General features: G+C 39.7%; 13 protein-coding genes and 2 rRNA genes (1 of these 15 only partly in view). 5 read left to right on the top strand and 10 right to left on the bottom strand.

The window, feature by feature from the left end; all coding sequences use genetic code 11:
* Nucleotides 1-234 precede the first annotated feature (234 nt).
* The 3 genes from MMG00_RS02295 to MMG00_RS02285 all read right to left on the bottom strand — a co-directional run bounded on the left by MMG00_RS02295 (nucleotide 235) and on the right by MMG00_RS02285 (nucleotide 4966).
* On the bottom strand, nucleotides 235-1881 hold the full coding sequence (locus tag MMG00_RS02295; RefSeq protein WP_270049339.1) for an ABC transporter substrate-binding protein: 1647 nt from the start codon (nucleotides 1879-1881) through the stop codon (nucleotides 235-237).
* Between the two features lie 527 nt (nucleotides 1882-2408).
* Entirely contained in the window at nucleotides 2409-4040 is a 1632-nt protein-coding gene (locus tag MMG00_RS02290) for an ABC transporter substrate-binding protein (protein ID WP_242150796.1), read from the bottom strand.
* A gap of 437 nt (nucleotides 4041-4477) precedes the next feature.
* On the bottom strand, nucleotides 4478-4966 hold the full coding sequence (locus MMG00_RS02285; RefSeq protein ID WP_242150792.1) for an aminoacyl-tRNA deacylase: 489 nt from the start codon (nucleotides 4964-4966) through the stop codon (nucleotides 4478-4480).
* A gap of 203 nt (nucleotides 4967-5169) precedes the next feature.
* Here MMG00_RS02285 and MMG00_RS02280 point away from each other — a divergent pair, with 203 nt between their 5' ends.
* Both MMG00_RS02280 and MMG00_RS02275 read left to right on the top strand, forming a co-directional pair.
* On the top strand, nucleotides 5170-7548 hold the full coding sequence (locus tag MMG00_RS02280; RefSeq protein WP_242150790.1) for an AsmA family protein: 2379 nt from the start codon (nucleotides 5170-5172) through the stop codon (nucleotides 7546-7548).
* A gap of 157 nt (nucleotides 7549-7705) precedes the next feature.
* Nucleotides 7706-7861 (top strand): hypothetical protein, encoded by a 156-nt coding sequence (locus tag MMG00_RS02275; protein WP_242150787.1) that lies wholly within the window; start codon nucleotides 7706-7708, stop codon nucleotides 7859-7861.
* Between the two features lie 158 nt (nucleotides 7862-8019).
* Here MMG00_RS02275 and pdxS read toward each other — a convergent pair whose 3' ends face one another.
* Nucleotides 8020-8871: a pyridoxal 5'-phosphate synthase lyase subunit PdxS gene (gene pdxS, locus MMG00_RS02270; protein WP_242150784.1), complete on the bottom strand. Its 852-nt coding sequence runs from the start codon at nucleotides 8869-8871 to the stop codon at nucleotides 8020-8022.
* A gap of 364 nt (nucleotides 8872-9235) precedes the next feature.
* On the opposite strand from pdxS, the gene MMG00_RS02265 reads away from it, so the two are divergent.
* The gene (locus MMG00_RS02265; RefSeq protein WP_242150781.1) at nucleotides 9236-10594 is read left to right on the top strand and encodes an aminotransferase-like domain-containing protein; all 1359 of its coding nucleotides are present in this window, start codon (nucleotides 9236-9238) and stop codon (nucleotides 10592-10594) included.
* On the opposite strand, the gene MMG00_RS02260 is transcribed toward MMG00_RS02265, so the two are convergent.
* From MMG00_RS02260 to MMG00_RS02250, 3 genes are all read right to left on the bottom strand, one after another.
* Complete coding sequence (locus tag MMG00_RS02260; protein ID WP_242150778.1) at nucleotides 10550-11920, bottom strand: solute symporter family protein; 1371 nt, start codon at nucleotides 11918-11920, stop codon at nucleotides 10550-10552. The genes MMG00_RS02265 and MMG00_RS02260 overlap by 45 nt on opposite strands.
* 21 nt (nucleotides 11921-11941) lie before the next feature.
* Nucleotides 11942-12178: a hypothetical protein gene (locus tag MMG00_RS02255; RefSeq protein ID WP_242150775.1), complete on the bottom strand. Its 237-nt coding sequence runs from the start codon at nucleotides 12176-12178 to the stop codon at nucleotides 11942-11944.
* 195 nt (nucleotides 12179-12373) lie between these two features.
* Complete coding sequence (locus MMG00_RS02250; RefSeq protein WP_242150772.1) at nucleotides 12374-17386, bottom strand: tetratricopeptide repeat protein; 5013 nt, start codon at nucleotides 17384-17386, stop codon at nucleotides 12374-12376.
* Between the two features lie 598 nt (nucleotides 17387-17984).
* On the opposite strand from MMG00_RS02250, the gene MMG00_RS02245 reads away from it, so the two are divergent.
* Together MMG00_RS02245 and gabT are read left to right on the top strand one after the other, a co-directional pair.
* Nucleotides 17985-19337: an APC family permease gene (locus tag MMG00_RS02245; protein WP_242153242.1), complete on the top strand. Its 1353-nt coding sequence runs from the start codon at nucleotides 17985-17987 to the stop codon at nucleotides 19335-19337.
* Between the two features lie 182 nt (nucleotides 19338-19519).
* The gene (gene gabT, locus MMG00_RS02240; protein ID WP_242150768.1) at nucleotides 19520-20815 is read left to right on the top strand and encodes a 4-aminobutyrate--2-oxoglutarate transaminase; all 1296 of its coding nucleotides are present in this window, start codon (nucleotides 19520-19522) and stop codon (nucleotides 20813-20815) included.
* A gap of 128 nt (nucleotides 20816-20943) precedes the next feature.
* Here gabT and MMG00_RS02235 read toward each other — a convergent pair whose 3' ends face one another.
* The 3 genes from MMG00_RS02235 to MMG00_RS02225 all read right to left on the bottom strand — a co-directional run.
* Nucleotides 20944-21405 (bottom strand): nucleoside deaminase, encoded by a 462-nt coding sequence (locus tag MMG00_RS02235; protein WP_270049337.1) that lies wholly within the window; start codon nucleotides 21403-21405, stop codon nucleotides 20944-20946.
* Nucleotides 21406-22494: 1089 nt separating this feature from the next.
* Nucleotides 22495-22609: ribosomal RNA gene (gene rrf, locus MMG00_RS02230) — 5S ribosomal RNA — on the bottom strand.
* A gap of 177 nt (nucleotides 22610-22786) precedes the next feature.
* A 23S ribosomal RNA gene (locus MMG00_RS02225) occupies nucleotides 22787-25475 on the bottom strand; it runs 223 nt beyond the window's last position.

Below are 25475 nucleotides of genomic sequence, written 5' to 3'. Positions count from 1 at the left end.
CAAGCTGATTTAAATGTCGGCGCATCGGCTATTAACAATAAGAGACATGTTCTATCCGGCACCATGCAAACTTGTTTAATTCACATTCTGTACTGTTTGACTTTTAAAAACGGTGTTTCTTAAACTAAGTTGACTATAATGACTACAGATCGTTTTTTATGATGACTAATAAAAAAGCGCTATCTCTACGACAGCGCCCTTTACTAAAACTTTATAACAGATCGATAATCCACCTTATGGCTGATCAATAATATAAAGATCTTTCGTATAGTAATACCCCAATTGATTTTTACCGTTATAACCGCCGACATGCGGTTTTACTAAACGTAAATTGGCATAGTAATAGATCGGCATCACCACAGAATCGGCATCTAATTTCTCTTCTGCTAATTGATAGAACTTAGAGCGCTCAGCCTCATCTTTTGCGGTTAAAGTACGCGCCATCATCTCATCAAATTCAGCACTCTTATAATGCACGGTATTAACGCTACTATCGCCGATCATCATATTTAAAAAGCTCGATGGCTCATTGTAATCAGCGCACCAAGAAGCTCTGACAATATCGTAATCCCCTTGTCTTCGGCTATCGGCATACGTTTTCCACTCCCGATTATCGAGCGTCATTTCAATGCCGGCATTTTGCTTTAAGAGCGAAGCTGCTGCTATTGCCATTTTTTTATGAAGATCTGAAGTATTGTAAAGTAGTTTAATTTTGAGTGGATTATTCTCATCATATCCGGCCTCTTTTAATAGTGCTTTTGCCTTTGCGCTCCGCTCTGTCATCGGCATATCGAACCACTTTGGAACGGTTAATGCCTCTAACCCTGAAATATAAGGCGGTGTAAAACTATAGGCCGGCAAATCACCTTGTGCTTTAACCTTATTCGTTAAGATATCTTGATCAAGTGCGAGCTTTAGTGCCTCTCTCACACGAATATCGGTAAAGGGCGCTCGGCTATTATTAATGCCGTAATAATAGGTACAAAGATATGGGCTTACCTTAATCTCATCGGGAATCTCTTTTTGTAGTTTTTTAAAAAGATCGATTGGTACATTTGCCGTAATATCAATCTCCCCAGCACGATAACGCTGCGCTTCCGTCACTTCTGAGGTAATAGGAAGGAAGGTTACCTCATCAATCACCGTATGCTCGTTATCCCAATAATGGATATTTCTCTCTAATAAAATATACTCATTCACTTGCCAGTTTTTAAGCTGATATGCGCCATTACCTACAAATTTCCCAGGATTAGTCCATTGATCTCCATACTTTTCAATGATCTTTTGTGGTACCGGCGCCATTGCCGTGTGCGCTAATAGTTTTGGCAGATAAGGAACCGCTGTTGATAACGTGATTTCAATCGTCACATCGTCAAGCGCTTTAACGCCAAGTTCATCAGGAGAAACATCGCCGGCAATCACTTCATCCACATTGGCAAAATGTGCATATTGCAAATAGCTGGCATAAGGAGAACCGGTATTAGGATCTACTAACCGCTTCCATGCATATTCAAAATCATGAGCGGTTAATGGATCCCCATTTGACCATTTAAGATCAGGCTTTAAGGTAAAACGCCAAGTGATAAAATCATCACTCTCCCAATTTTTCGCCACTCGAGATTCCATCTCACCATCAACATTAATAATCACCAGCCCTTCAAAAAGATCTCTTGAAAGATGCGACTCTGCTACGCCTTCAATTTTATGAGGATCTAATGATTGAGGCTCTGTCCCATTATTACGAACTAATGTCTGTTTCCCTGCAAGTTTTACCCCATCTGGCACATTAGCAGAAAAAGCTTGCGTCATCATTAATGCTGTACTCAATGCCACTGTCAGCAGTGCTGGCTTCAACATTTTCTTATTCAATAATTTCATCATTCCATCTCCCTTAATATCCATTTTAAAGAATACCTTTGATATTCTTTGCAAGCCAAGTATCCATCCTAGATCTTGGCATAGCCTTCCATAGGCCATAGTGTGAAGCTTATTTTATAGTCGATTCGGTTTAAGAAACACTATCTAAAAAGAAAAATATCACAGTGTACGAACCTAATTAGCTTGCATGATGCCGGATGAAACGATTATTGCGCTTCTCATAATCGATGCGCCGGCAACCTAATTTGATCATTTTTAAACCGATTTTACTATATAGTCACTATAATGCGGCACTATAAATAACCATTATAAATTTAGACAAAAAAGCAGCTTTAATAAGCTGCCTTTAAATATTTTATTTTAAATCTTTTATTTTAAATCTCTTAACTATCTTCTGATATTAGCGGAAAAGATAACATTCGGTAAAGCCCCTCTTTGTATAAAATGAATGCCTTATTCACAGTTATTAAAAAATAACGATTAGCTATATTTTCTAACCTTTCACTCAATACTAATATCTATTTTGATGCTTAATGCTCAATAATATAGAGATCTTTTGTGGTCGCATATCCCATTGGGTTCTTAATGCTATACCCCCCAACATAAGGTTTTACTAAACGAGGACTTACATAGTAATAGATAGGAATAATCGCACTCTCTTCATCCATAATACGCTCTGCATCTTGATAGGCTTTAATACGATCGGCTTCTGTTTTCGCAGTAATACTACTACGCATTGCTTGGTCAAACTTTTCGCTCTTATAGTGCGATGTATTATTACTACTTGTTGAAAGCATAATATTTAAGAATGTTGAAGGCTCATTATAATCAGCGCACCATCCGGCTCTTGCTACTTCATAGTTTCCTTGGTGGCGACTATCTAAGAAGGTTTTCCACTCCTGATTTTCAAGTTTGACTTCAATTCCCGCATTTTGCTTCATGATGGAAGCTGCCGCTATTGCGACTTTTCGGTGTGATTCATTTGTATTATAAAGAAGCGTGAATGTTAAAGGATTCCCCTTACCATAACCCGCCTCTTCTAATAACTTTTTAGCACGTTCATTACGCTCTTTTTGTGTCCATTTACTAAACCACTCAGGTTCAAGCGCATCCATATCTTGCGTTGATGGCGGCGTAAATCCGTATGCCGGCATTTGTCCTTGCGCCATCACTTTATGGGCGATAATATCGCGATCTAATGATAACTTTAGAGCTTCACGAACGCGTGGATCATCGAAAGGTGCTTTTTGATTATTGATCTCATAATAATAGGTACAAAGGTAAGGCGAGATCTTCACTTCATCTGGCATATCACGCTGTAAACGCGCAAACATATCTGTCGGGAGTTGATTATAAGTCATATCTACTTCCCCACTACGATAACGATTCACATCCGTCACTTCTGAAACAACCGCTAAAAACGTGACTTCATCGATCACTGTTTTATCATTTGCCCAATACTGTGGGTTTCTCTCTAATACAATGCGTTCGTTGACGACCCATTCTTTAAGCTTATAAGCACCATTACTCACAAAATTCTTTGGATTCGTCCATTGATTGCCATATTTCTCAATCGTCCCTTGATGCACAGCCACAACAGAAGTATGCCCCACTAACTTCTCTAAATAAGGAATTGGCTCACTTAACGTGACTTCAAAGGTGTAATCATCTAAGGCTTTAACACCTAACATATCTGGATCAGCTTTACCATTAATAATATCGTCCACATTCTCAACATGTGCATATTGCAAATAGCTTGCATAAGGTGATGCTGTCTCTGGATCTACTAAACGTTTCCAAGCATAGACAAAATCATGAGCAGTTACAGGATCGCCATTAGACCACTTAGCATCTTTACGTAAATTAAAACGCCAAACTTGGTCATCTTCATGCTCCCAACTCTCGGCAACCCCGGGTTTAATCTCTCCATCAACGCCGACATTCACTAACCCTTCAAACTGATCACGAATAAGGTTTGCTTCAGGAACACCTTCACTTTTATGAGGATCCAAAGATTGTGGCTCTGCACCATTATTGCGTACTAACTTTTGCTCCGAATGAAGCTTCACCCCCGCTGGCACTTCAGCTGCATATGCAGCGCCTAATCCTATTACGCCAATAATGGCTGCTGCTAATATATTTTTTGCCCATACTTTCTTCATAAATCCTCCAATAGATCTCAATGTGAGAGATATTAATTTTTAACCTAAAAATTCAGATAGATAATTGCTATTCCTAAGCGCTACAAAATAATGATCGCTTTTATAAGGCTTTTTATTCTCATCTTATAAAAATACCTATGTATTTATCTAAATGCCGCTTCAATGTGAGAAACGATTGTTTTTCTAAGTCGTTTTTAAAATTTAGATAAAATTCACTATAACATGGGAAAAAAAAGATAGAAGCCAATGGACTAATAATTCTATTTTTTAATATAACGAAAGCTGATTTAAATATGGGTTTATTTAAAAATAATTTTTATTAAAGGAGTATTTAAAACCCTATATGAATTCCAACTCATAAAAAAGCACTGCTATCTCTTTATAGAAGTGCTCTAAAAAATACTCAAAATTACTTATATGAATTCCCAATATGGATCTTACTTCGTAACCTCAGCCGGCTTTACGCCGATTTTTTTTAATAATTCAGGGGTGATTTTAAGGTTTACGCCGCGCTTACCACCATTAATAAAAAAACTCTCCATCTCAAAAATCGTGCTTTCTGCATAGATCGGAATATTTGCTTTAATACCAAAAGGAGAAGTGCCTCCAAATTCATATCCCGTCCATTTATGAGCAAACTCATAAGGCGCTGGGCGAACATTTTTCACCCCAAAAAGCTTTCGAAGAACCTTCGTATCAATAGTCTGATCACCATGTTGCAAAACCATATAGCCTTTGTTTTTTTCATCCATAAAGACTATGCTTTTGATGACTTCGTGCACAGGAACGCCGAGAAAATCTGCCATAAATTCAGCAGTCCCTTCAATCTCCCCCGTACATTCAAATATTTCATACGGTAATTTCTGACGATCTAAAAAGAGCGTTGCCGGTGTTTTCACAGAAGATTTATCTGGCTTTTTCATCATTGATCCTAAATCGAAAACTATAAAAAGTGCTTCAATCATACCATTTTGCTGGCATTTCCTAAAACTAAAGCCTAAATAACTGCTCACTGTAACATTTTGTTATCAATGATTTATTCAAGACATATCACCCTATTCATTGACTAATAAAGCATCAATATATGTTACATTGTAAAGAGAACTTCTTAAGTTAAAGGGGCTAAAAGATGCAAACATTTAAACGCATTATCTTCACGCTTATAGCAGTTATTGTGCTTTTGATTCTTACCATCACGGTTCTACTCTTTGTGATTGATCCTAATCGATACAAGTCGCGTATTGAAGCCTTTGCCCAAAACAGGGCGAATATCTCGCTCCAAATTAAAGGGGATCTCTCTTGGAATCTCTTTCCTCAATTTGGCATTTCCATTAAAGAGACTCAAATATCTGCCCTTGATGACACAAAAAATCCTGTAGCATCTGTAGATAATCTCACCCTTTCGCTTAAACTCATTCCGCTTATAAAGGGCGATATTGATATCAAGCAGCTCCATGTTGATGGCTTAATGTTAGAGATTTTAACCTATCCTGATGGCTCACAAAATATTGATAGCTTCCTAACTCCTAAACCCCAAAACCCAGCCCTAAATCAGCCTGAAACAATTTCACCAACTAAAGATCAAAAAAGCGAAAATCACGCTGAAAAACCCACACAAAAACCGCGAGCGCTGGCTATTGCCGCCATGAGCTTTACTAATGCTCGGTTTAACTTTGAGAATCAGCTGACAAAACAGCAATTTCATGGAGATAATATTGATTTTATCATCGAAAAAATTCAGCTCAATGCCCCGAATTTTTCTATCGATGCCCTGAAATTTAACAAGGGAAATCTATATTTTAGTGATGCTTTGTTACAACAAACTTTTGATTATCAAGAAATCAATTTCAATCTACAAAAGTTAGAACTTCACCGAACCTTTGTAGATGATCAGAGAATTTTTGCAACAAACCTAGGACAATTTGACCTTAAAAAAGGAGAGATAAAGGCAGTTAAAAATGATCAAACACTGCTACTCAAACCACAAAATATTACTATAGAAAATTTTCACTATAGTAATAGCCCTGATTTAGATCCGTGGAATCTGACAAAACTTGAGGTTCAAGATCTTCAAATCTCATCGCAAAAATCAGCAAAAATGCCGGCATTGATTCTTGATAAAATCACAATTAATGCTAAAAACATCAGCCCTTTAACAACAGGGAGCCTTCAATTTAAGCTTTCAGCTTCTCAAAAAGATCATCTTCATTTTGATCTATCAGGTCAATCAACGATTACTTTTACCCAAGTGTCAAAGAGTTGGAATTTTAAAGATAATCTCCTTAAAGCCAATATTAATAGATGGCAAAACTTCATCCCTTCAAAAACGATAGCGCTACAATTAGAGGCTGATCTTGCACTTAATTTAACGCAAGATACTCTCTTAATCTCGCCATTAACCTTACTCCTTGATGAACAAAAAATTACAGGAGATATCGCCTTCACAAGTCTCCAGCAGCAACAAGGAAGGATTACCTTAAAAGGGAAAAAACTCGATTTAAGCCCTTACCTTCCTGAGCAATCAACAACATCGCCCAATATCCCCAATAATAGCAATGCCAAGGAAGAGACAAATATTAAGCCTTCCACTTCAACCAATCAACGTGCTTTAACAATTAATACAAAGCTACAAGAACTTAAAATTAATACATTTGTCGCACAAAATATCGGCATTGATGCGCTTTTACAAAATGATCTCATCACTATTTCAGAAGCAAAAGCGATGCTTTTAGGCGGGAATATGATGGTAAAAGGTCATGTTAAAACAGCAAATGAAACGCCTATCATTGATGGCAATATCACTATTACCGCCTTACCGCTTACAAACCTACTAACTGCGCTACAAAAATCATTACCCATTACCGGCAATCTCAATCTTAATGGGCAACTACAAACTCAAGGCTTCGATAAAACCTCTATCATGAAGCATCTTCAAGGAAATGTTCAGGTCAATATCAGCAATGGTCAACTTATTGGCATGGATTACGAGCAATTGGTATGTGAAGGTTTTGCCCTCCTTAAAAAGGAGAATTTCCGTCAAAATAGCGCAAAGCCTACCACGAATTTTAATAAGCTCAATGCCAATGCAACCATCCGAAATGGCGTAATCTCCAACAATAGCCTACAGATGGAAATCCCAGGCTTAGCCGCAACAGGAAATGGCACTATTAATCTTAATAATGAAACGCTTGATTATCGAATCAGTCTATTACTTAAAGAATCTACCGGCGTTGCACATTGTCAGATTGACCAATATCTTAAAAATGTAACAATTCCCCTACACTGCCAAGGTTCTTACATTAATGCAGGCGCAAATCTCTGTGGGATTGACCAAAATGCCATAGGTAAAATGATTGCCAATCTTGCTAAAGGAAAAATTGAATCCACTATTAAAGAGAATATTCAAGATATTTTACCGCCCGTTCTACAACCAAAAAAAGAAGAAAGCCGCCAGGCTCCTAAACCAAAGGATGTGATTAAAGCTTTTGAAGGGCTATTTAATCGTTAGCAAAATTGCCCATTGATAAGTTTATTAATTGATTTTGTTAAGAGAGGCATTAAATCAAAACTTACAAATATATTCGCTTTCTAAACTTCGATATAATAGGAGTGATCATTTATTCACTTTTCAACTTACCAACCATTTCATTGCAAAGGAATGCCCCATGAAAAAAATGCTTCTCTCACTTGTGACTCTTTTTCTACTCACGGCTTGCGCACAAGGCGTTGATGCTGCAAAGCGCTTAGAAACATGCGTCGTTGATGGTAACCAAAATGGCAATTGTGAGATCTCAACACTAGAAGGCAATCCTCAAAAGTAAACTGTAAAGCATCACCAATCATAAAAACAGAAAAATGCCGAAGCGCTCAATTTAAGCCTTCGGCATTTTGTTGCTAATGATCGTATTGGTAATAATCACTCATAACTCATGGAAATTGTATGCGTTAAATGTGCTATGAATGACTCCAATCTCACTCATTAACGACCAGACATGATCTCGCTTTCATCAATTTTTGAGATCTCAAGCCCACGCATCGGCGTTCCTAAATTTCTTGAAAGTTTGGCAAGCAGTTCAAAATCTTCATAATTTTTAGTCGCTTCCACAATTGCACGTGCAAATTTCTCTGGGTTTTCTGATTTAAAGATTCCTGATCCTACAAATACACCATCAGCGCCTAGAAGCATCATTAATACGGCATCAGCAGGTGTTGCAACGCCGCCTGCTGCATAGTTTACAACAGGTAAACGTCCAAGCTCTTTAACTTGCTTCACAAGCTCATAGGGCGCTTGAATATCACGAGCAAAGACCATTAACTCATCATCTGATTTTGTGGTTAATGCACGAATTTGCGCATTGACTTCACGCATATGACGAACCGCTTCGACGATATTTCCAGTACCAGGCTCCCCTTTTGTACGGAGCATTTTCGCCCCTTCACCAAGGCGGCGAAGCGCTTTACCTAAATTCCGGCAACCACACACAAAGGGAACTTTATAATCACTTTTAAGAAGGTGATATACATCATCTGCCGGCGTTAATACTTCACTCTCATCAATATAATCAATATTTAATGCTTCTAAAATTCTCGCCTCGGCAATATGACCAATGCGCACTTTAGCCATTACAGGAATAGAAACAGCTGCTTGAATCGCCTCAATTAGGGCTGGATCAGTTGTTCTAGCAACTCCGCCTTCTTTACGGATATCAGATGGAACACGCTCAAGCGCCATAACAGCGCAAGCACCTGCAGCTTCTGCAATTTTTGCTTCTTCAACATTCACAACATCCATAATGACGCCACGTTTTGGCATTTCAATAAAATTACTCATGATTCAAGCTCCTCTTTATTTTAGAATCGTTTTTAAAGTTGTCTCTTTTGTTTGAATAGTGTTTAATTTATCTCTTACGCTTTTAGTAGGATAAACGTAAAAGTTTATTTCTATTTCCCTGCCACCCATTTTGAATCGTCTCCAGTCCTCAAAATGGATGGTCAAGGCATAAACCATCGCAAAACGTCAGGTTCTACGAGTGCTTATGAAGGATTAAATCCTCAGCATCAAACAATACACTCTGTTATCATCTCTCAAAAGAGCCATTTGGATGATAAATCACCCATCCATTTTGAGACTTTTTCACAATAAGAGATAACTCCTTTATCTTGAAGCATTATTTTTTTATTGAGCTAGACGAAATATGCGTTACACCTTACCTAATGATTCTCAAAAGCCCCTCTATCAACAAATTATCGAGATGATAGAGGCAGCCGCACTCTCAGGAAAACTCCAACCTGGGGAGAAACTCCCCTCTGAAAGAGACTTAAGCCAATTCTTTAAGGTGAATCGCTCAACCGTAGTACGCGCAATGGACGAGCTACATGAACGCAATATTATTATCCGTAAAGTGGGTTCTGGCACCTTTATCAACCCCCAAAAATGGGGACTATTTTCAGCGCCTCGCATGCAATGGAATCAAACGGAGCAACCAAGGGCCTTTGAAGAAGAGTATCGATATAATCTGGCTAATGGTGATTTACCGCTTGATCTCTACCCTTCCCTTCAGCTTCCGGAGATCGATTGGCAGTTACTTTTAGAAGCAGAGCAAGAAAATAGTGCTTCTCGCTTTGGCACAAAGCAGTTAAGAAAAGCGGTGCAACACTATCTCAAAGAGAGCCACCATTGGGATGTCGATCTTCATCAAATTCTGATCACTTCCGGTACGCAGCAAGCCATTTCTCTCATTGCGCTTGGCTTACTAAAAACGGGGGATGCTGTGGCAATTGAAAATCCCTCTTACTTCTATTCGCTCTCTATCTTCCAAGCTTTAGGAATTAGAATCTATGGAATTCCTATGGATCATGAAGGGATTATGATCGACAAACTCGATGAGCTCACGCACAAGCATTCCCTTAAAATGATCTTTATTAACCCTATTTTTCACAATCCTACCGGCAAAGTCATGTCACCAATGCGCAAAAAAAATCTTCTCGATTATTGCGAGCGAAAGCGGATTTTAATCATTGAAGATGATGCTTGTGCCCAGATAAAATTTGAAAACCATCTCAATACAGCGCCCCTAAAAATGCAAGATCGCCATGATAATGTCCTCTATCTGAGCTCTTTATCTAAATACTTAGGGCGCTCTATTCGTATTGGCTGGATGATTGCACCGCCGGCAATTACAGAGCACTTAGCCAATATCCGCCAGCAACTTGATTCAGGTTTAAGCTCTTTACCCCAATTTATGGCTGAGTTTTACCTACAACACCATGCAAAGCACCATGAAAAAACATTGCAACAAGCCTTAAAAATGCGAGCTTATCAGCTCCATGATTGGGTTTCTGAGCACTTTAATCACGCCCTCTACTTTGAAAAACCGCAAGGCGGATTTCATCTTTATGCCACTCTCAAAGATCCTAAAACGCAGAAAAAAGTAGAAGCAAAATTTGCAAAACTCTCGGCAAAAGCAACTAAAAGTAGCTATTTTGGCGGTGATGATACTGCCTTTCGTTTAAGCTTTGCAAACTTTCCGATCTCGGAGAATAAAGAGAATTAAAAAACTAAAAGGTAAAACAAAAAGTGTGGGGCTTTTATAAGGGTGTAATTCTTCAAATCCTAATATATTCACCCAAACAGTATTACTAGAGATAATAAAGAGTAAACTCCCAACAGCGCCCACTAAAAGCGAATAAAATGCACCCTTCTCATTAAAGCCTTTTAAGTAAAATCGGCAAAACATTACGGGGAAATGCGCACTTGCCACCCAAGCAAAAGCAATTCCAAAGAGAAAAGCTAAATTTACCCCTTTAAAAAGATAAGCAAGCCCAACGCCGGCAAGAAAAACGATGACGACAGAGATTTTGGCAATAAAAATATTACTTTGTTGCTTTGGGAATAAAATCGGAATTAAATCATGGGTAATGCTTGCACTTGCGGCCATTACTAATCCTGCAATCACCGCAAGCACTGTAATAAAGACTAAGATTGCTAAAACCCATTGAAAATTTGACCCAGCAAGAAGTTTTGCTAAATGTAGTAATGCCATGTTATTACCCCCTTCTAATACTTCACCATGAAGAAGGACAAACGCGCCAAAACCAATAATGAGATTTAAGATAAAGAAAATCGCGATTAAAAAGGTGGTTCCGGCAGCTGAGTAAAGCGCTGTTTTCTCATCTTTTACGGTAAAAAAGCGCATTAATATATGGGGCAATCCCAACAATCCTAATACTAATCCTAAAATCAACGATATCTGCTCAATCCCCGAACTAATCGCAGGACTTGGCTTTAAGGCATTAAAACTCGATAAGCTCGCAACTCTTACAAAAAGCTCTGAAAATGAGAAATGAAAGGATTTTAAGACTAAAAAAGTCATAATGCCGGCAAAGATAAAAAGAAGTAATGCCTTAATACTTTGCACCATCGTGGTTGCTTTCATTCCCCCAAGTAACACTAGTAATCCCGTTAAGCCACCAATACAAAGTAATGACACTGTGTAATTAATATCAAATAACAGTGACAAAAGAGTGCCGGCCCCCATCAGTTGTACTAATAGATAAAAGATCGAGATCAAGATACTGGTAGAAGCACTCAGTGCTTTAAGCCGCTGGCTATTAAAGCCTTGATTAATCACATCTGAAAAAGTAAAAGCTTCAGTTTGACGAAGCTTATCGGAAAAAAGAATCAGTAATAGAGTCCAACCAATTAATGTCGCTACGGCATAAAAAAGTGAATCCATACCTTGACTAAAGTACATTGCAATAGAGCCTAAAAATGCAGCAGCAGAGAGATAATCCCCCGCTAAAGCTAAAGCATTTTGCGTACTTCCAATTGAGCGCCCGGCAAGAAAATATTGTGCGGTACTTTTCTGTATCTGCGTCATATAACAATAACCTTTCAATCTTTAATATTGAGTCTTTGAGCTATTTTCTATCTCTTTTTGAGATGCCTTTTGATGAATCATGACATAAAGAATTGCCATTAAAACGCCCCAAATCATTACGGCAATGCCCCAGAAAATCGATCCTGGAATCCCCATGACAAAATAGGTTGCCAATGTTTTAGGGGCAAATCCTAATTGCAGATAATAAAAGATCATTGGCAGTAGCGTTGCTACTGTTAATAACAATCGATAACTCACTCTTAAAGCTCCCTAGTCACTTTCTAACTCTCAGCTATTCGCTGCCCTCTTTAATATTTAATATTCTTAGCTCAATAAAAAAGCAGGTATTTCAACCTGCTTATCCTATCACGATTATTTTGATCTTTTAAGATGATCTCTCATGACCTGTTGTTATCAAAAGTTAAATTCTTTCAAAATCAAAAACTAATCTCCTCAATCCTCTTTCTGCGAAGATTGCTTCTGCTGATGTAGCATCGTAAAATCCCACTTCGCAACGGCATCTAATGCTCTTTTCTCCCCATACTCCATCGATAATAATAGAAGATCAAAAGCTTTTTGATAATCCTCAAGAGTGGGCTCTTTAATCAGACCTTGATAGATGATCTCTGCTTGCTTAAATTTCGCAAGCGCATGATGATTGCCCTGCTTTACATCTGTTAATCCATAATATTTGGCAGCTTTTGCATAATCTTTATCAATTCCGCCTTCACCAAAATAGAGCATATCGCCGGCAAGATGCGCGGTATTACTATCATTAAGCGCCGTGCCCTTCTCATAATAAGCAAGTGCTCTTGGGTAATCAGGCTCTATCCCATCTTCATTTTTCCGAAACATATATCCCAAACGATTATAAGCTGTTGCATTGCCTCTACTACCGGCAAGCTCGTAATACTCAATTGCCTTTTCTAGATTTTGACGTGTGTATTGCCCCTCACGATAGTGATCTCCTAATATTAACGCGGCTGTCGCACTTCCTGCATCACTCTCCTTTTGCTGCGTGATCATCACCCATTTATGACGTCCATAATCTCTCTCATCTTGATAGCTGATCGCTTGCTGCATCAGTACCTTTTTTTGTAATGATGTTAAGCGATCAAACATCGGCATTGATCGATCAATATTGTCATTAATGGAACCATATAGATAAAGCTCTGCAAGATAGGTTAAGTTTTGAGGGTTTTGAAAAAGCTGACTTGCAACAATTGATCGCAGATTTTCGGCATTACTATTGGTCACTTTAAAATCTAGCGCCTGTTGATACCATCTTTTCGCACGGACGGGATCTGCCATAAAATCAGCGCCATTTTGTTGCCATAAACTTGCAAGTAATGCGCTCATCTCAGAACGCGCATCATTATCAAGAACGCCTTCAGCATCATAGATCTCAAAAAACTCTTCATAATCACTAGGTCCTACCGGAAATGCCGGGGCTAATGATAAATATTGCGCCGTTAAAGCATCAAGCTTTTCAAGTTCTGCTAAAGTCACAGTGTCATAACCCCGTGGCATTAATTGTCGGTAGATTCTTAATACGGCAAAGTGATCTCCATCATCAGCCCCTTCTTGCCACAACTGCATAGCGCCATCTAAATCACCTTGTTCATAAAGCGCATCCGCCACTAACCGTTTAACGGCGGGAATTTCAGTACTATACGAAAGTGCTAACTGATAGCTCTTCTCAAAACCGGGGGCTTGAATCCTCTCCCCATTGGTAAGAGTATAACGTTGATGGTAAAGTGCTAATAGTTGCTCAATAACGTTACTACGGAGCTTTGTATCAATAGTTTTATCTTCAATAATAGCGATAAGATTATCAACAGCTAATTGTAAGTTCTCTAATGTTAATGTAGCCGAGCTTTGGGCAGCGATCTCTTTGGAGAGTTGCATTTTAAAAGCTAGATCACCGGTACTATTTATAAGATCTTGCAGATAGCTTCCTTGCTTCTCTTCTGGCAATAATTTCATTAATCCAAAATGGGCTGAGAGATTGCCGGCAGCTAAAGCTTTGTCATACCAACTTTTAGCCATTTTTAAATCATAAGGGTGTGCTTTAGAGCGATATCTTTTCTCATAAAGATCGCCAAGCTTCACCATTGCATTAGCATCGCCATTTTCAGCGGGTTGATGAATTGTTTCATATTCTTTTACACGCCCAGAGATCGCATTTTTAAAGCGTGGAGAGGCTTTTTCATACCATTTAAGAGCGATCTCCCAATTTGGCGCAATAATGATATCCCCATTATCTGCAAATAATCCTTTTTGCGCCAAAACACCAAAGTAGAATGCCGCATCGCTATTGCCGGCATTTGCCGCCTTTTCTAACCAGTAGTAAGACTTTTCAAGATCTTCTTTAACCCCTCGCCCACCTTCATAGCCACGTCCAATGATAAGCATTGCTTCTGCATTTCCACGTTCCGCTAAGGGTAGGTTCTGATCAAAACGATTCATATACCCTAAATCATAAGAAGCGCTACTACTAGGATCATTTTCTAAGGCAAACTCATAATATTCTCGCGCTTTTTGGCGACTCTCTGTAATACGATCCCCTATTAAATAACGATCTGCTAATCGCTGCGTCTCCCAATCCCCTTTAGCGCCATGAACATAACCAATGTGATAACGGTTAAAGCGCGTTAATGTCTCTCCTTCAATAGTTTTATCATCCCGATATTGATCATAATAAGCTCTCATTGCTCTTAAATACCCCATATCCGCGGCTTTAATGAGATACTCTTCTGCTTTTTGGAGATTCTGAGTTTCGCCATATTTCCCATAACGATAAATTTCTGATTGCTGATAAAAAGCTTCTGGATCCTTATCTTGAAGCCCCTTTTGAATGGCTTGATAGGCTTCTGCTCGCTCCTTGGCTTCGTTTAAATGATATTTAGCAAAACGATAATCAGGATCTTGGAGCTGCTCATATAACGCAATGGCTTTTAGATCACTTTCGCCGGCAGATAAGTTAAATCCAAGCTGATTTTCATAGTAGAGTTCAGCTAACTCATAAATAGAATCTTCATCTTTTAAGGCAATCCCTTTCTCATACCAATTAATCGCATCATGAGAGGTTCCTCCTAAATGCGCTATTAATAACTCCTCTTGCTGAGCATACGCTTTTCCAAGATAACGAATTGCCGGCAGATACGCTTGCTCAGCGGCCTTAATGATTTGATCGTATCCTGTTGCTTGCTGCTCTTTAACCGCTTTTTTGCCTAAGTAAAAAAGGGCAAAGTGAGAAGCATCTCGATCTTCTCCATCAATCAACTTTGTTAAAAGCTCAACAGCCGCAGGATTATTGACAAGCACTCGATCTCCAAACCAAACTTGAAAATCTTCAGAATGATTAAGTAGTTCAATCGCTTTTTTTATCGCCCTAACTTGTTCTTTTTGACTCAAAAATCGTGGATGATTCTCCGGCAATTGCTCACGGGGTGTGGATAGGGAATCAATATGCATTAACGCGCGAAGCGCTTCTTCTACATAATGATCTGCTTGAATCTTATTACCCTCACTCTTTTGAGATAAAAAGATTAGCGCCTCCACATAATGCAGCTTCGCTTGTTCACTATTATCATAGGCACTCTGATAGTAACCCATTGCGCGATCCACTATTTTAGCTCGTTCTTCTACCCAATCTGGATTAATTTCTAGTCCGGATTTTTGCTGCTCTTCGATCTTTTCTTGTAAGTGAAAGTATTGTGAAAAATAACGATCTGCTAAAAGATACCCATAAGTGGTTTCTTGATAACTTTTCGTCAGCAGAATCTCAAGCTCATCTAACAGCTGATCTAAAATCGTAAAATATTGGTTTTGATTAGCGTACTCATCAAGTTCAACTTCTAATATTTGCGATTGTAATTCGCGACTACCTTTAAAACCGATAGTCTCCTGATTTAATCTCAGTAACCCTTCTATCGCCGTAAGGCTTTGATAGAAAGAGTTCACTTTTAAGTAATAATGAGCGGCGGCATCAGTATTCTTCTCTGTGCCATAACCTTCCAAATTCATGATCGCTAATGTAAGTAAAACCTCTTCATTATTGGGTACCGATTCGTAAGCCGCTAGCATATATTCATACGCTTTTTGAGGATTCTCTTCGATCCCCATTCCTAATTGATAAATATTAGAAAATAGAATCTGTGTTGATGCCATTTGTGGTGCAACTTTTTGTAATCTCTCGGCCCACTCATAGATCTCTTGCTCTATCAAAAGGACAGGTCTTGCATCTTCATTCCACCAACCTCGATTACTTCTCTCCGCTTTTAATCGCTCAATCAAGGCTAAAATAGAGTGAGGATCCCCTAAATTTGCGCCTTGTAATACATATTGCTCAATAAGATAATCATCAGGATTCCAACCATGATGGAGAGGATCACTCAACCAAATCACCGCAGGGATATGATCTCGCTCTGCAGCAAGCTCCATATAATGTAATGCTTGTGATTCATCCCCTGCCTTAAAAAACGCACGCCCTAAAGCAAATAAAGATTCACCACTATTAATGGTTTCTAGTTGCTCAATATATTGACTAACCTTAGCAGGATTTTTAGCTACGCCAAGCGTCCCAAGCTCATAATGCCGAATCAACTGCACAATGGCCGGCACAGAGTTTTTTTGAGCATCCTTTTCTAACTGACCAAGCATCTGTTTTTGCTCTTTAGGCGTCATCGCACTATCAACGGTTAAGAGCCCTGGAAGATAATCCTCTAACCCTCCGAGAATATGCATATTCTCAAATACAAATTGCTCATATTTTTCAGCCTTCTCTTGATCTGCAATAAGCCCGTGACCACCTTCTGCATAAAGTGAGGCAAGCCCCATTGCTGCTGGTAAAAATCCATATTCATAACTTTTTTCTAGATAGTCAATCGCTTTAAGATAATTACTCTCTGCAACCCCAAACTTTTCTGCCTCCACCCAATAGGCGCCTAGAACAAAGCCTGCAAAACCATTTCCCTTCTGAAAAGCAGTCTCTAGCTGTTGATTAATGGTCTTAATGATCTCTTCGGTAAATAGCTCAGAAGATGCACCTTCACTACTCATTAGTTCTATTCCTAAACGAATAGATGCTTGCGCTAAATTCTGCTCACCCGCTTGCAATAATAGGCTTAACCATGAAAGATCGCCTTTATTCGTTGGCAACTCCTCATCTAAGCGTAAAACACCTAAATTATAAATCGCCTCGACACTACCAGCATCAATCGCTTTTTCGAGCCTTTTTTGTGTTTCAACAAGATCTTTTGAAGTCCCTAAGCCTTCATAACTCATCATTGCGAGTGCAAAATTAGCCTTTGCATTATTTTTAGACTCTTTTAAGAATAAGTGATACGCATCTTGATGATCTCCCTTTCCTAAAGCGCGATATCCATCAATCATGGCAGCAAAGCTGAAATTGCCACATAATAAAATACTACTTAGTAGTAAAGAGAGAGGAAGCTTTTTCATTATAATCCTTATTATTAAAGAGGTTTCAAGACAAACTTGAAACATTTTAAAAAATTACCTTATCAACTAATAATTCTCAATCAAATATTCCTATATCATTTAATGAGATCTATTAATGAAAAGCTTTAGTGATATTTATCTATTTCGCACAAATATCAATCTATTTAAAAACCCATTGCATAGTTGCCACTTTTTTCAATATGTTTTAGTAACATTAAAAAAACATCTTTTTTCACAAGCCTTGCACAACTTTTCCCATAAAATCATTAAACTATTTTTTTCAATTAAAACGTTCTTAGGGTAGCATAAGCTTAGGATTTCACTTAAAAATCCTCTTGATATAGGTCAGATTATCTTGAGGATTCTAGATAAAGAAAGTGGCTGTTTTCTTGCAAATCCACTCTACTTATGCAATAACTAAACCATACTTTCTATTGCATGCAACATATCAGTCATAGAAAGCATATATAAAAACTTCTAACAACTTCATATAAAAAATAGGAAACTTATCACGCACTTTGTAGCGTCTCAAGTGATGTCTTACCGTTACTGACTACAGACCGTGAAGGGGGAAATTATGAATAAAAAAATATCATCCATGGATGTACTATTCCTAGCGATGGGAGCGATGCTTGGCTGGGGCTGGGTGATTCTATCAGGAGAATGGGTTGCAACAGCAGGCTTTATGGGGGCAACAATCGCTTTTGCTGGCGGTGGTTTACTCATCATTCTCATTGGTTTAACTTACGCAGAACTTGCAACAGCTATTCCTGAAACAGGTGGCGGAGTTGCCTTCGTTCAAAGAGCTTTTAACACGCCGCTTGCATTCTTAGCTGGTTGGTCTGTTCTTTTCGGTTATATGTCAGTCATTGCTTTTGAAGCAGTTGCACTTCCTACCGTTCTAGATTATCTAACACCCATTCAACATAAGGTTCGCCTTTGGGAAATTGCTGGCTCTGAAGTCTATTTAACATGGGCAATGATTGGGTCATTAGGCGCAATCTTCTTAGGCGCACTTAACTATCGTGGTATTCGCTCTGCAACGATCTTCCAAACAGTTTTCACAATCGCTATTGTATCTGTCGGTTTTCTCCTTATTTTTGGAGCCGTTAAAAATGGTGATAGTGAGAACTTAAAGCCATACTTTAATGGTGGAATGGATGGGATGATGCAAGTATTAATCATGGTGCCGTTTATGTTTGTAGGATTTGACGTTATCCCACAAATTGCATCAGAGGTTAAGGCGACAAAATCTATCGGTAAAATGCTAGTAATCTCGATTCTTTCTGCACTTCTCTTTTATGTTTTAATTATCTATGGTGTATCAATTGGCTTACCAGAAGCACAATTACTTACTTCAAAATTAGCAACCGCAGATGCAATGACAAACTTATTTAACAGCGCACTGCTTGGTAAAATTTTAGTTGTAGGGGGAATTGCGGGAATTATCACAAGCTGGAACGCCTTTGTCATTGGTGGAAGCCGTATTATGTATGCGATGGCAATTCGCGGCATGTTACCAGCGTGGTTTGCAAAAATGCACCCGAAATATCAAACACCATCCAATGCGATTATCTTCTTAACCGTTTTAGCATTCTTAGCACCTCTTTTAGGTCGTCAAGCGCTTAACTGGTTAGTCAACGCGGGAAGTATCGGAGTTGTTTTAGGCTATCTCATCGTAACTTTAGCATTCCTTCAACTTCGTAAGCTTGAGCCAAATTTAGAGCGCCCATATGCCGTTAAATGGCCTAAAACAATTGGTTGGTTAGCAGTTCTTTTAAGTATCGGTTTCTTATCACTCTATTTACCTGGAATGCCTGCTGAATTAAGCTTCCCTATTGAGTGGAGCCTTGTCATTGGCTGGTACTTAATTGGTGCATACTTCCTCTTCATGCACAAAAATCCAGCTCAAGAACTCGCTTTTAAAAATGCGAATTTAAATAAAAGATAATGAATTGCTAAGAGATAAAACAGATAAAAGTTTTATCTCTTACCTATATCTACTCATCGAGCTTTAGAACAGGTAAACTATCAGAAGATGAACCCTATTCATCGATGAGTTTTGATAACAAAATATAAAATAAAACTCTTGTTATTCATCAGGATAATCCATTTTCAAAGAAGGAATTTAAAATGTCATACAATACAGAACAGCTTCAAGAAATTCGTAATAAATATGTTGCTCGTGGTGTTAGTAACGGCAACCTCAATATTGCTAAAACTGCTAAAAACTCAACAGTAATTACTGAAAAAGGTGAAGAGTTTATCGATTTTGCAGGAGCAATCGGTGTCATGAACGTCGGTCATAGCCATCCTAAAGTTGTTGCAGCAATCAAAGCGCAACTCGATAACTTTACTCATCCTGGCTTTAACGTCATGATGTATGAGAGCTATCTTCAGGTTTGTAAACGTCTTTGTGAAATCACCGCAGGTGATCACGATAAAAAAGCAATTCTCTTCAATACAGGTGCTGAAGCCGTTGAAAACGCCGTAAAAATTGCTCGTAAATTCACAGGTCGCTCTGGCGTTGTCTCTTTCTATCGTGCATTCCACGGTCGTACTAACCTGACAATGGGAATGACAAGTAAAGTTAACCCATATAAAGTTGGCTTTGGTCCATTTGCATCAGATATCTACCAAGCACCATTCCCTTATACCTATCAGCGCCCAGCTCACATGAGTGAAGATGAGTATATCGATCTTACGATTGCACAATTTGATGAGTTCTTCAAAGCAACTGCATCACCAGAAAATATTGCCTGTTTAGTGATGGAGCCTGTTCAAGGTGAAGGTGGTTTTATTGTTCCACCAAAACGCTTTGTACAACACGTTTATGATTTCTGCCAAAAACACGGTATCCTTTTTGTTGCAGATGAGATCCAAGCAGGTTTTGCTCGTACTGGTAAACTTTTTGCAATGGAACACTTTGGGATCGTTCCAGATCTTATGACAACTTCAAAATCACTTGCAGCAGGTGTTCCTTTAAGTGCTGTTGTAGGTCGTGCTGAAGTAGTAAATGCACCAAATCCAGGCGAGCTTGGTGGTACATTCTCAGGAAGTCCACTCGCATGTGCTGCTGCACTTGCTGTAATGGATGTCATTGAAGAAGAGAACTTAAACGAAAAAGCTGAAACGCTTGGTCAAAAACTTGAAGACTATCTTAAAGAGCAACAAAAATCACACAAATTTATCGGTGATATTCGTCGCTTAGGTGCAATGGTTGCCGCTGAAATCGTTAAAGATCCAGAAACTCGTACACCTGATAAAGATAAAACATCAGCAATTACTAACTATGCAAACGCAAATGGTCTCTTACTCCTCTCAGCGGGTATCAATAGCAACGTCATTCGTTTCTTAGCACCATTAACAATTACTGATGAAGAACTCAAAAAAGGTCTTGATATCCTGACAAAAGCTTTAAACGCTTAATTCAACTTAAACGTTTATCACTCTTAAAAAGACTAAATAAGAAATCCCCACCTTATGTGGGGATTTTTTTATGCCTTGATTCGCAAATAAATGCTGAAATTATGAATATACTCTATTAATTGATACTTCTATTGCAGTTGATGCCATAAGGCATAAAGATCGACATATTTTTCCTTCTCAGCCTTGGTTACTTCCTGAAAAGTAAATCCCGTTCGATCTTGAGGATCTTTTTTCATCTCCTCTGCTATTGTCTTAGTTGAAAGGTTATAAGGTTCACCATCATCATTAGAAAATACAAAATAAGCTTCCCGAATACCCGCCATATACATAGCCGCTTGACACATTGGGCAAGGCTCACCACTAGCATAAACAACGCAGCCTGTTAGATCGACAGATTCAAGCATTTTCCCTGCCTTACGAATAGCAGACATCTCCGCATGAGCAGTCGGATCATGATCATGCAACATTGTATTCACAGCACGAGCAATAATCTTCCCCTCTTTCACAATAACTGCACCAAAGGGTCTTCCCCCTTCTCTAATATTCTCAAGGGTAATATTCACAGCTTCTTCTAAATATTTCTGATGCATTATATTTCTCCACTAACAATATTCTATTTTTATAAAAGGCTTTAGTAATACCTTAAATAGCAGCCTAACTGATGTCAAAAACTTTACGAGAGTTTTAATATCTCAGCACTCACCGAATAGTCTTTATAAATATTAAAAAAATAATAATGCTTTGGTCCTTATAACTTCATATCAATAGATAAGCACTTGTAAAAGTTCAACCATCGCCGGAGTTAATATCCCGTATCTCTTTTTGGCTTGCATGCCGGCAAGTTAATCAGCTTCTATTTCTATCATTTATTCTAAATTATCTTAAGAAAGAGATGCTTCTTCTAAGGAAGAGATTCTTCAATAAATAAAATATATTGCTCATTAAGCATCACTATCGTTGCTTTGTTTAATATCTAAAAAACTCTAAAGAACTAAGGTTCCCCAAATTGCCGCAGCTCAGCTGTAAAAGAAGTTTGCACGTTACTCCGGCAACTTTATAGACTTTCTAACCTCGCATTACTATAAGGCTAAATAAAATGTGCTTATCAAGGCTCAACCGTCGCCGGAGTCAATATCCCGTCTCTTTCTGGTCTGCATGCCGGCAGATTATTAACTTCTATTTCTTCTCATTTTTTCTCATTTTTTCTAAATCACTCTAAGTAAGAACAGGCTCATCTCAGTACCAAAATAATTACTTATTAAGAGTCTCCTTGGCTTTGTTTAATATCTAAAACTCTAAAGAACTAAGGTTCCCCAAGTTGCCGCGGCTCAGCCTTAAGAGAAGTTCAAGCATTACATCGGCAACCATGAGATCCCTCTAACTTCACAGCGCTTTCGGAGGGGATTAATGCTACTTATTAAGGCTCAACCATCGCCGGAGTTAATATCCCATCTCTTTCTAGCTTGCATGCCGGCAAGTTAATCAGCTTCTATTTCTATTCTTTGTTCTAAATTATCTTAAGAAAGAAATGCTTCTTCTAAACTAAATAACTACTGCTTATTAAATTTTTATAGTCCCATTTAGCTGTTCTTCTAAGGAAGAGATTCTTCAATGCTTACTTTTCTTCAGGCAAAAGAAAAACCTCTAGCTCGTCTGAACTAGAGGTTTCCTATATTAAGCCCTGGGGGTGACCTACTCTCACATGGGATCTCCCACACTACCATCGGCGCTACTACGTTTCACTTCTGAGTTCGGGATGGGATCAGGTGGTACCATAGTGCTATTCTCCCCAGGAAAACTGGTTCGCGCTTGAAGTCTTTTTTATTGTGACTCCACTCACTGAATAAATTTGATTAGTTGGTATTGTAACAGCAAACTTTCGTTTTATTTAAGCTTTATTGTATTCATTTTGAACTTTAGTGAAACAGTCTTTTATCATGTTTCGTATCAAAATTGTCTAAGACCTATTATATGGTCAAGCCTCACGGTCAATTAGTATTGGTAAGCTCAATGCATTACTGCACTTACACACCCAACCTATCAACGTCGTAGTCTTCGACGGACCTTTAGAGGGGTTAAACCCCTAGGGAAATCTAATCTTGAGGAAGGCTTCCCGCTTAGATGCTTTCAGCGGTTATCCCGTCCATATGTAGCTACTGGGCAATGCCATTGGTATGACAACCCAAACACCAGAGATATGTCCACTTCGGTCCTCTCGTACTAGAAGCAGCTCCTCTCAAATTTCCAACGCCCACGGCAGATAGGGACCGAACTGTCTCACGACGTTCTGAACCCAACTCGCGTACCACTTTAAATGGCGAACAGCCATACCCTTGGGACCGACTACAGCCCCAGGATGTGATGAGTCGACATCGAGGTGCCAAACTCCGCCGTCGATATGAACTCTTGGGCGGAATCAGCCTGTTATCCCCGGAGTACCTTTTATCCGTTGAGCGATGGCCTTTCCATACAGAACCACCGGATCACTAAAACCTACTTTCGTACCTGCTCGACGTGTCTGTCTCGCAGTCAAGCACCCTTTTGCTTTTGCACTCAATAGCCCGATTTCCGACCGGGCTGAGGGTACCTTCGTACTCCTCCGTTACTCTTTCGGAGGAGACCGCCCCAGTCAAACTACCTACCATACAATGTCCTTAACCCGGATAACGGGTCTAAGTTAGAATTCCAAAACTTTCAGGGTGGTATTTCAAGGATGGCTCCACTAAAACTAGCGTCTTAGCTTCAAAGCCTCCCACCTATCCTGCACAAAAAGATTCAAAATCCACTGTAAAGCTATAGTAAAGGTTCACGGGGTCTTTCCGTCTTGCCGCGGGTACACCGCATCTTCACGGCGATTTCAATTTCACTGAGTCTCGGGTGGAGACAGCCTGGCCGTCATTGCGCCATTCGTGCAGGTCGGAACTTACCCGACAAGGAATTTCGCTACCTTAGGACCGTTATAGTTACGGCCGCCGTTTACTGGGGCTTCGATCAAGAGCTTCGCTTACGCTAACCCCATCAATTAACCTTCCAGCACCGGGCAGGCGTCAGACCCTATACGTCCACTTTCGTGTTTGCAGAGTCCTGTGTTTTTGATAAACAGTTGCAGCCAGCTTTTCACTGCGACCTTCCTTAGCTTACCGCGTAAAGCGTTCACCATGGAAGGTGTACCTTCTCCCGAAGTTACGGTACGATTTTGCCGAGTTCCTTCACCCGAGTTCTCTCAAGCGCCTTAGAATTCTCATCCCAACCACCAGTGTCGGTTTGGGGTACGGTTCTCATATCACTATAGCTTAGAAGCTTTTCTTGGAAGCATAGCATCAACCACTCCGGAGGTCGTAACCTCCTCGCATTCACATCTCAGCATTAAGATCCCGGATTTGCCTAAGATCTCTGCCTACCTGCTTACACTGGTATACCAATAACCAGCTGGTCTAGCTTTCTCCGTCCCTCCATCGCATGATACGAGAGTTCAGGAATATTAACCTGATTCCCATCGACTACGCATCTCTGCCTCGTCTTAGGGGCCGACTCACCCTGCTCCGATTAACGTTGAACAGGAAACCTTGGTCTTTCGGCGTGCGTGTCTTTCACACGCATTAACGTTACTTATGTCAGCATTCGCACTTCTGATACCTCCAGCAGCTCTTACGAGTCCACCTTCACAGGCTTACAGAACGCTCCCCTACCACATATATTTTAAAATATACATCCGCAGCTTCGGTATATCGCTTTAGCCCCGCTAAATCTTCCGCGCAGGCCGACTCGACTAGTGAGCTATTACGCTTTCTTTAAATGATGGCTGCTTCTAAGCCAACATCCTAGCTGTCTATGCCTTCCCACATCGTTTACCACTGAGCGATAATTTAGGGACCTTAGCTGGCGGTCTGGGTTGTTTCCCTCTCCACAATGGATGTTAGCACCCACTGTGTGTCTCCCATGATAATACTTTCCGGTATTCGGAGTTTGCATCGGGTTGGTAAGTCGGGATGACCCCCTAGCCGAAACAGTGCTCTACCCCCGGAAGTAAATTACATGAGGCGCTACCTAAATAGCTTTCGGGGAGAACCAGCTATCTCCAAGCTTGATTAGCCTTTCACTCCGACCCACAGCTCATCCCCATCTATTGCAACAGATGTGGGTTCGGCCCTCCAGTCAGTGTTACCTAACTTTCAGCCTGGCCATGGGTAGATCGCCTGGTTTCGGGTCTATACCCTGCGACTTGACGCCCTATTAAGACTCGGTTTCCCTACGCCTCCCCTATTCGGTTAAGCTTGCCACAGAATATAAGTCGCTGACCCATTATGCAAAAGGTACGCAGTCACCCTAAAAAGGGCTCCCACTGCTTGTACGTACACGGTTTCAGATTCTATTTCACTCCCCTCACAGGGGTTCTTTTCACCTTTCCCTCACGGTACTTGTTCACTATCGGTCGATTACGAGTATTTAGCCTTGGAGGATGGTCCCCCCATGTTCAGACAGGATTTCACGTGTCCCGCCCTACTTGTTGATACGCTTAGTACCACTATCGATATTTAAAATACGGGGCTATCACCCTCTTCGGCCCACCTTTCCATGTGGTTCTTATATATTGATAGTTATTACGTATCGGCTCTTCCCGGGTCGCTCGCCACTACTGCGGGAATCTCAATTGATTTCT

The organism is Ignatzschineria rhizosphaerae, from assembly GCF_022655595.1.
Taxonomy (GTDB): domain Bacteria; phylum Pseudomonadota; class Gammaproteobacteria; order Cardiobacteriales; family Wohlfahrtiimonadaceae; genus Ignatzschineria; species Ignatzschineria rhizosphaerae.
This window is presented reverse-complemented; position numbering and strand designations above follow the sequence as displayed.

Excerpts from the sequence above, each read along its gene's own strand:
- MMG00_RS02260 (WP_242150778.1), bottom strand. The coding sequence starts at position 11,920 with ATGACGCAGATACAGAAAAGTACCGCACAATATTTTCTTGCCGGGCGC.
- MMG00_RS02265 (WP_242150781.1), top strand. The coding sequence starts at position 9,236 with ATGCGTTACACCTTACCTAATGATTCTCAAAAGCCCCTCTATCAACAA.
- MMG00_RS02250 (WP_242150772.1), bottom strand. The coding sequence starts at position 17,386 with ATGAAAAAGCTTCCTCTCTCTTTACTACTAAGTAGTATTTTATTATGT.
- MMG00_RS02285 (WP_242150792.1), bottom strand. The coding sequence starts at position 4,966 with ATGATGAAAAAGCCAGATAAATCTTCTGTGAAAACACCGGCAACGCTC.
- MMG00_RS02280 (WP_242150790.1), top strand. The coding sequence starts at position 5,170 with ATGCAAACATTTAAACGCATTATCTTCACGCTTATAGCAGTTATTGTG.
- MMG00_RS02245 (WP_242153242.1), top strand. The coding sequence starts at position 17,985 with ATGGATGTACTATTCCTAGCGATGGGAGCGATGCTTGGCTGGGGCTGG.
- pdxS (WP_242150784.1), bottom strand. The coding sequence starts at position 8,871 with ATGAGTAATTTTATTGAAATGCCAAAACGTGGCGTCATTATGGATGTT.
- MMG00_RS02275 (WP_242150787.1), top strand. The coding sequence starts at position 7,706 with ATGAAAAAAATGCTTCTCTCACTTGTGACTCTTTTTCTACTCACGGCT.
- MMG00_RS02235 (WP_270049337.1), bottom strand. The coding sequence starts at position 21,405 with ATGCATCAGAAATATTTAGAAGAAGCTGTGAATATTACCCTTGAGAAT.
- gabT (WP_242150768.1), top strand. The coding sequence starts at position 19,520 with ATGTCATACAATACAGAACAGCTTCAAGAAATTCGTAATAAATATGTT.
- MMG00_RS02290 (WP_242150796.1), bottom strand. The coding sequence starts at position 4,040 with ATGAAGAAAGTATGGGCAAAAAATATATTAGCAGCAGCCATTATTGGC.
- MMG00_RS02295 (WP_270049339.1), bottom strand. The coding sequence starts at position 1,881 with ATGATGAAATTATTGAATAAGAAAATGTTGAAGCCAGCACTGCTGACA.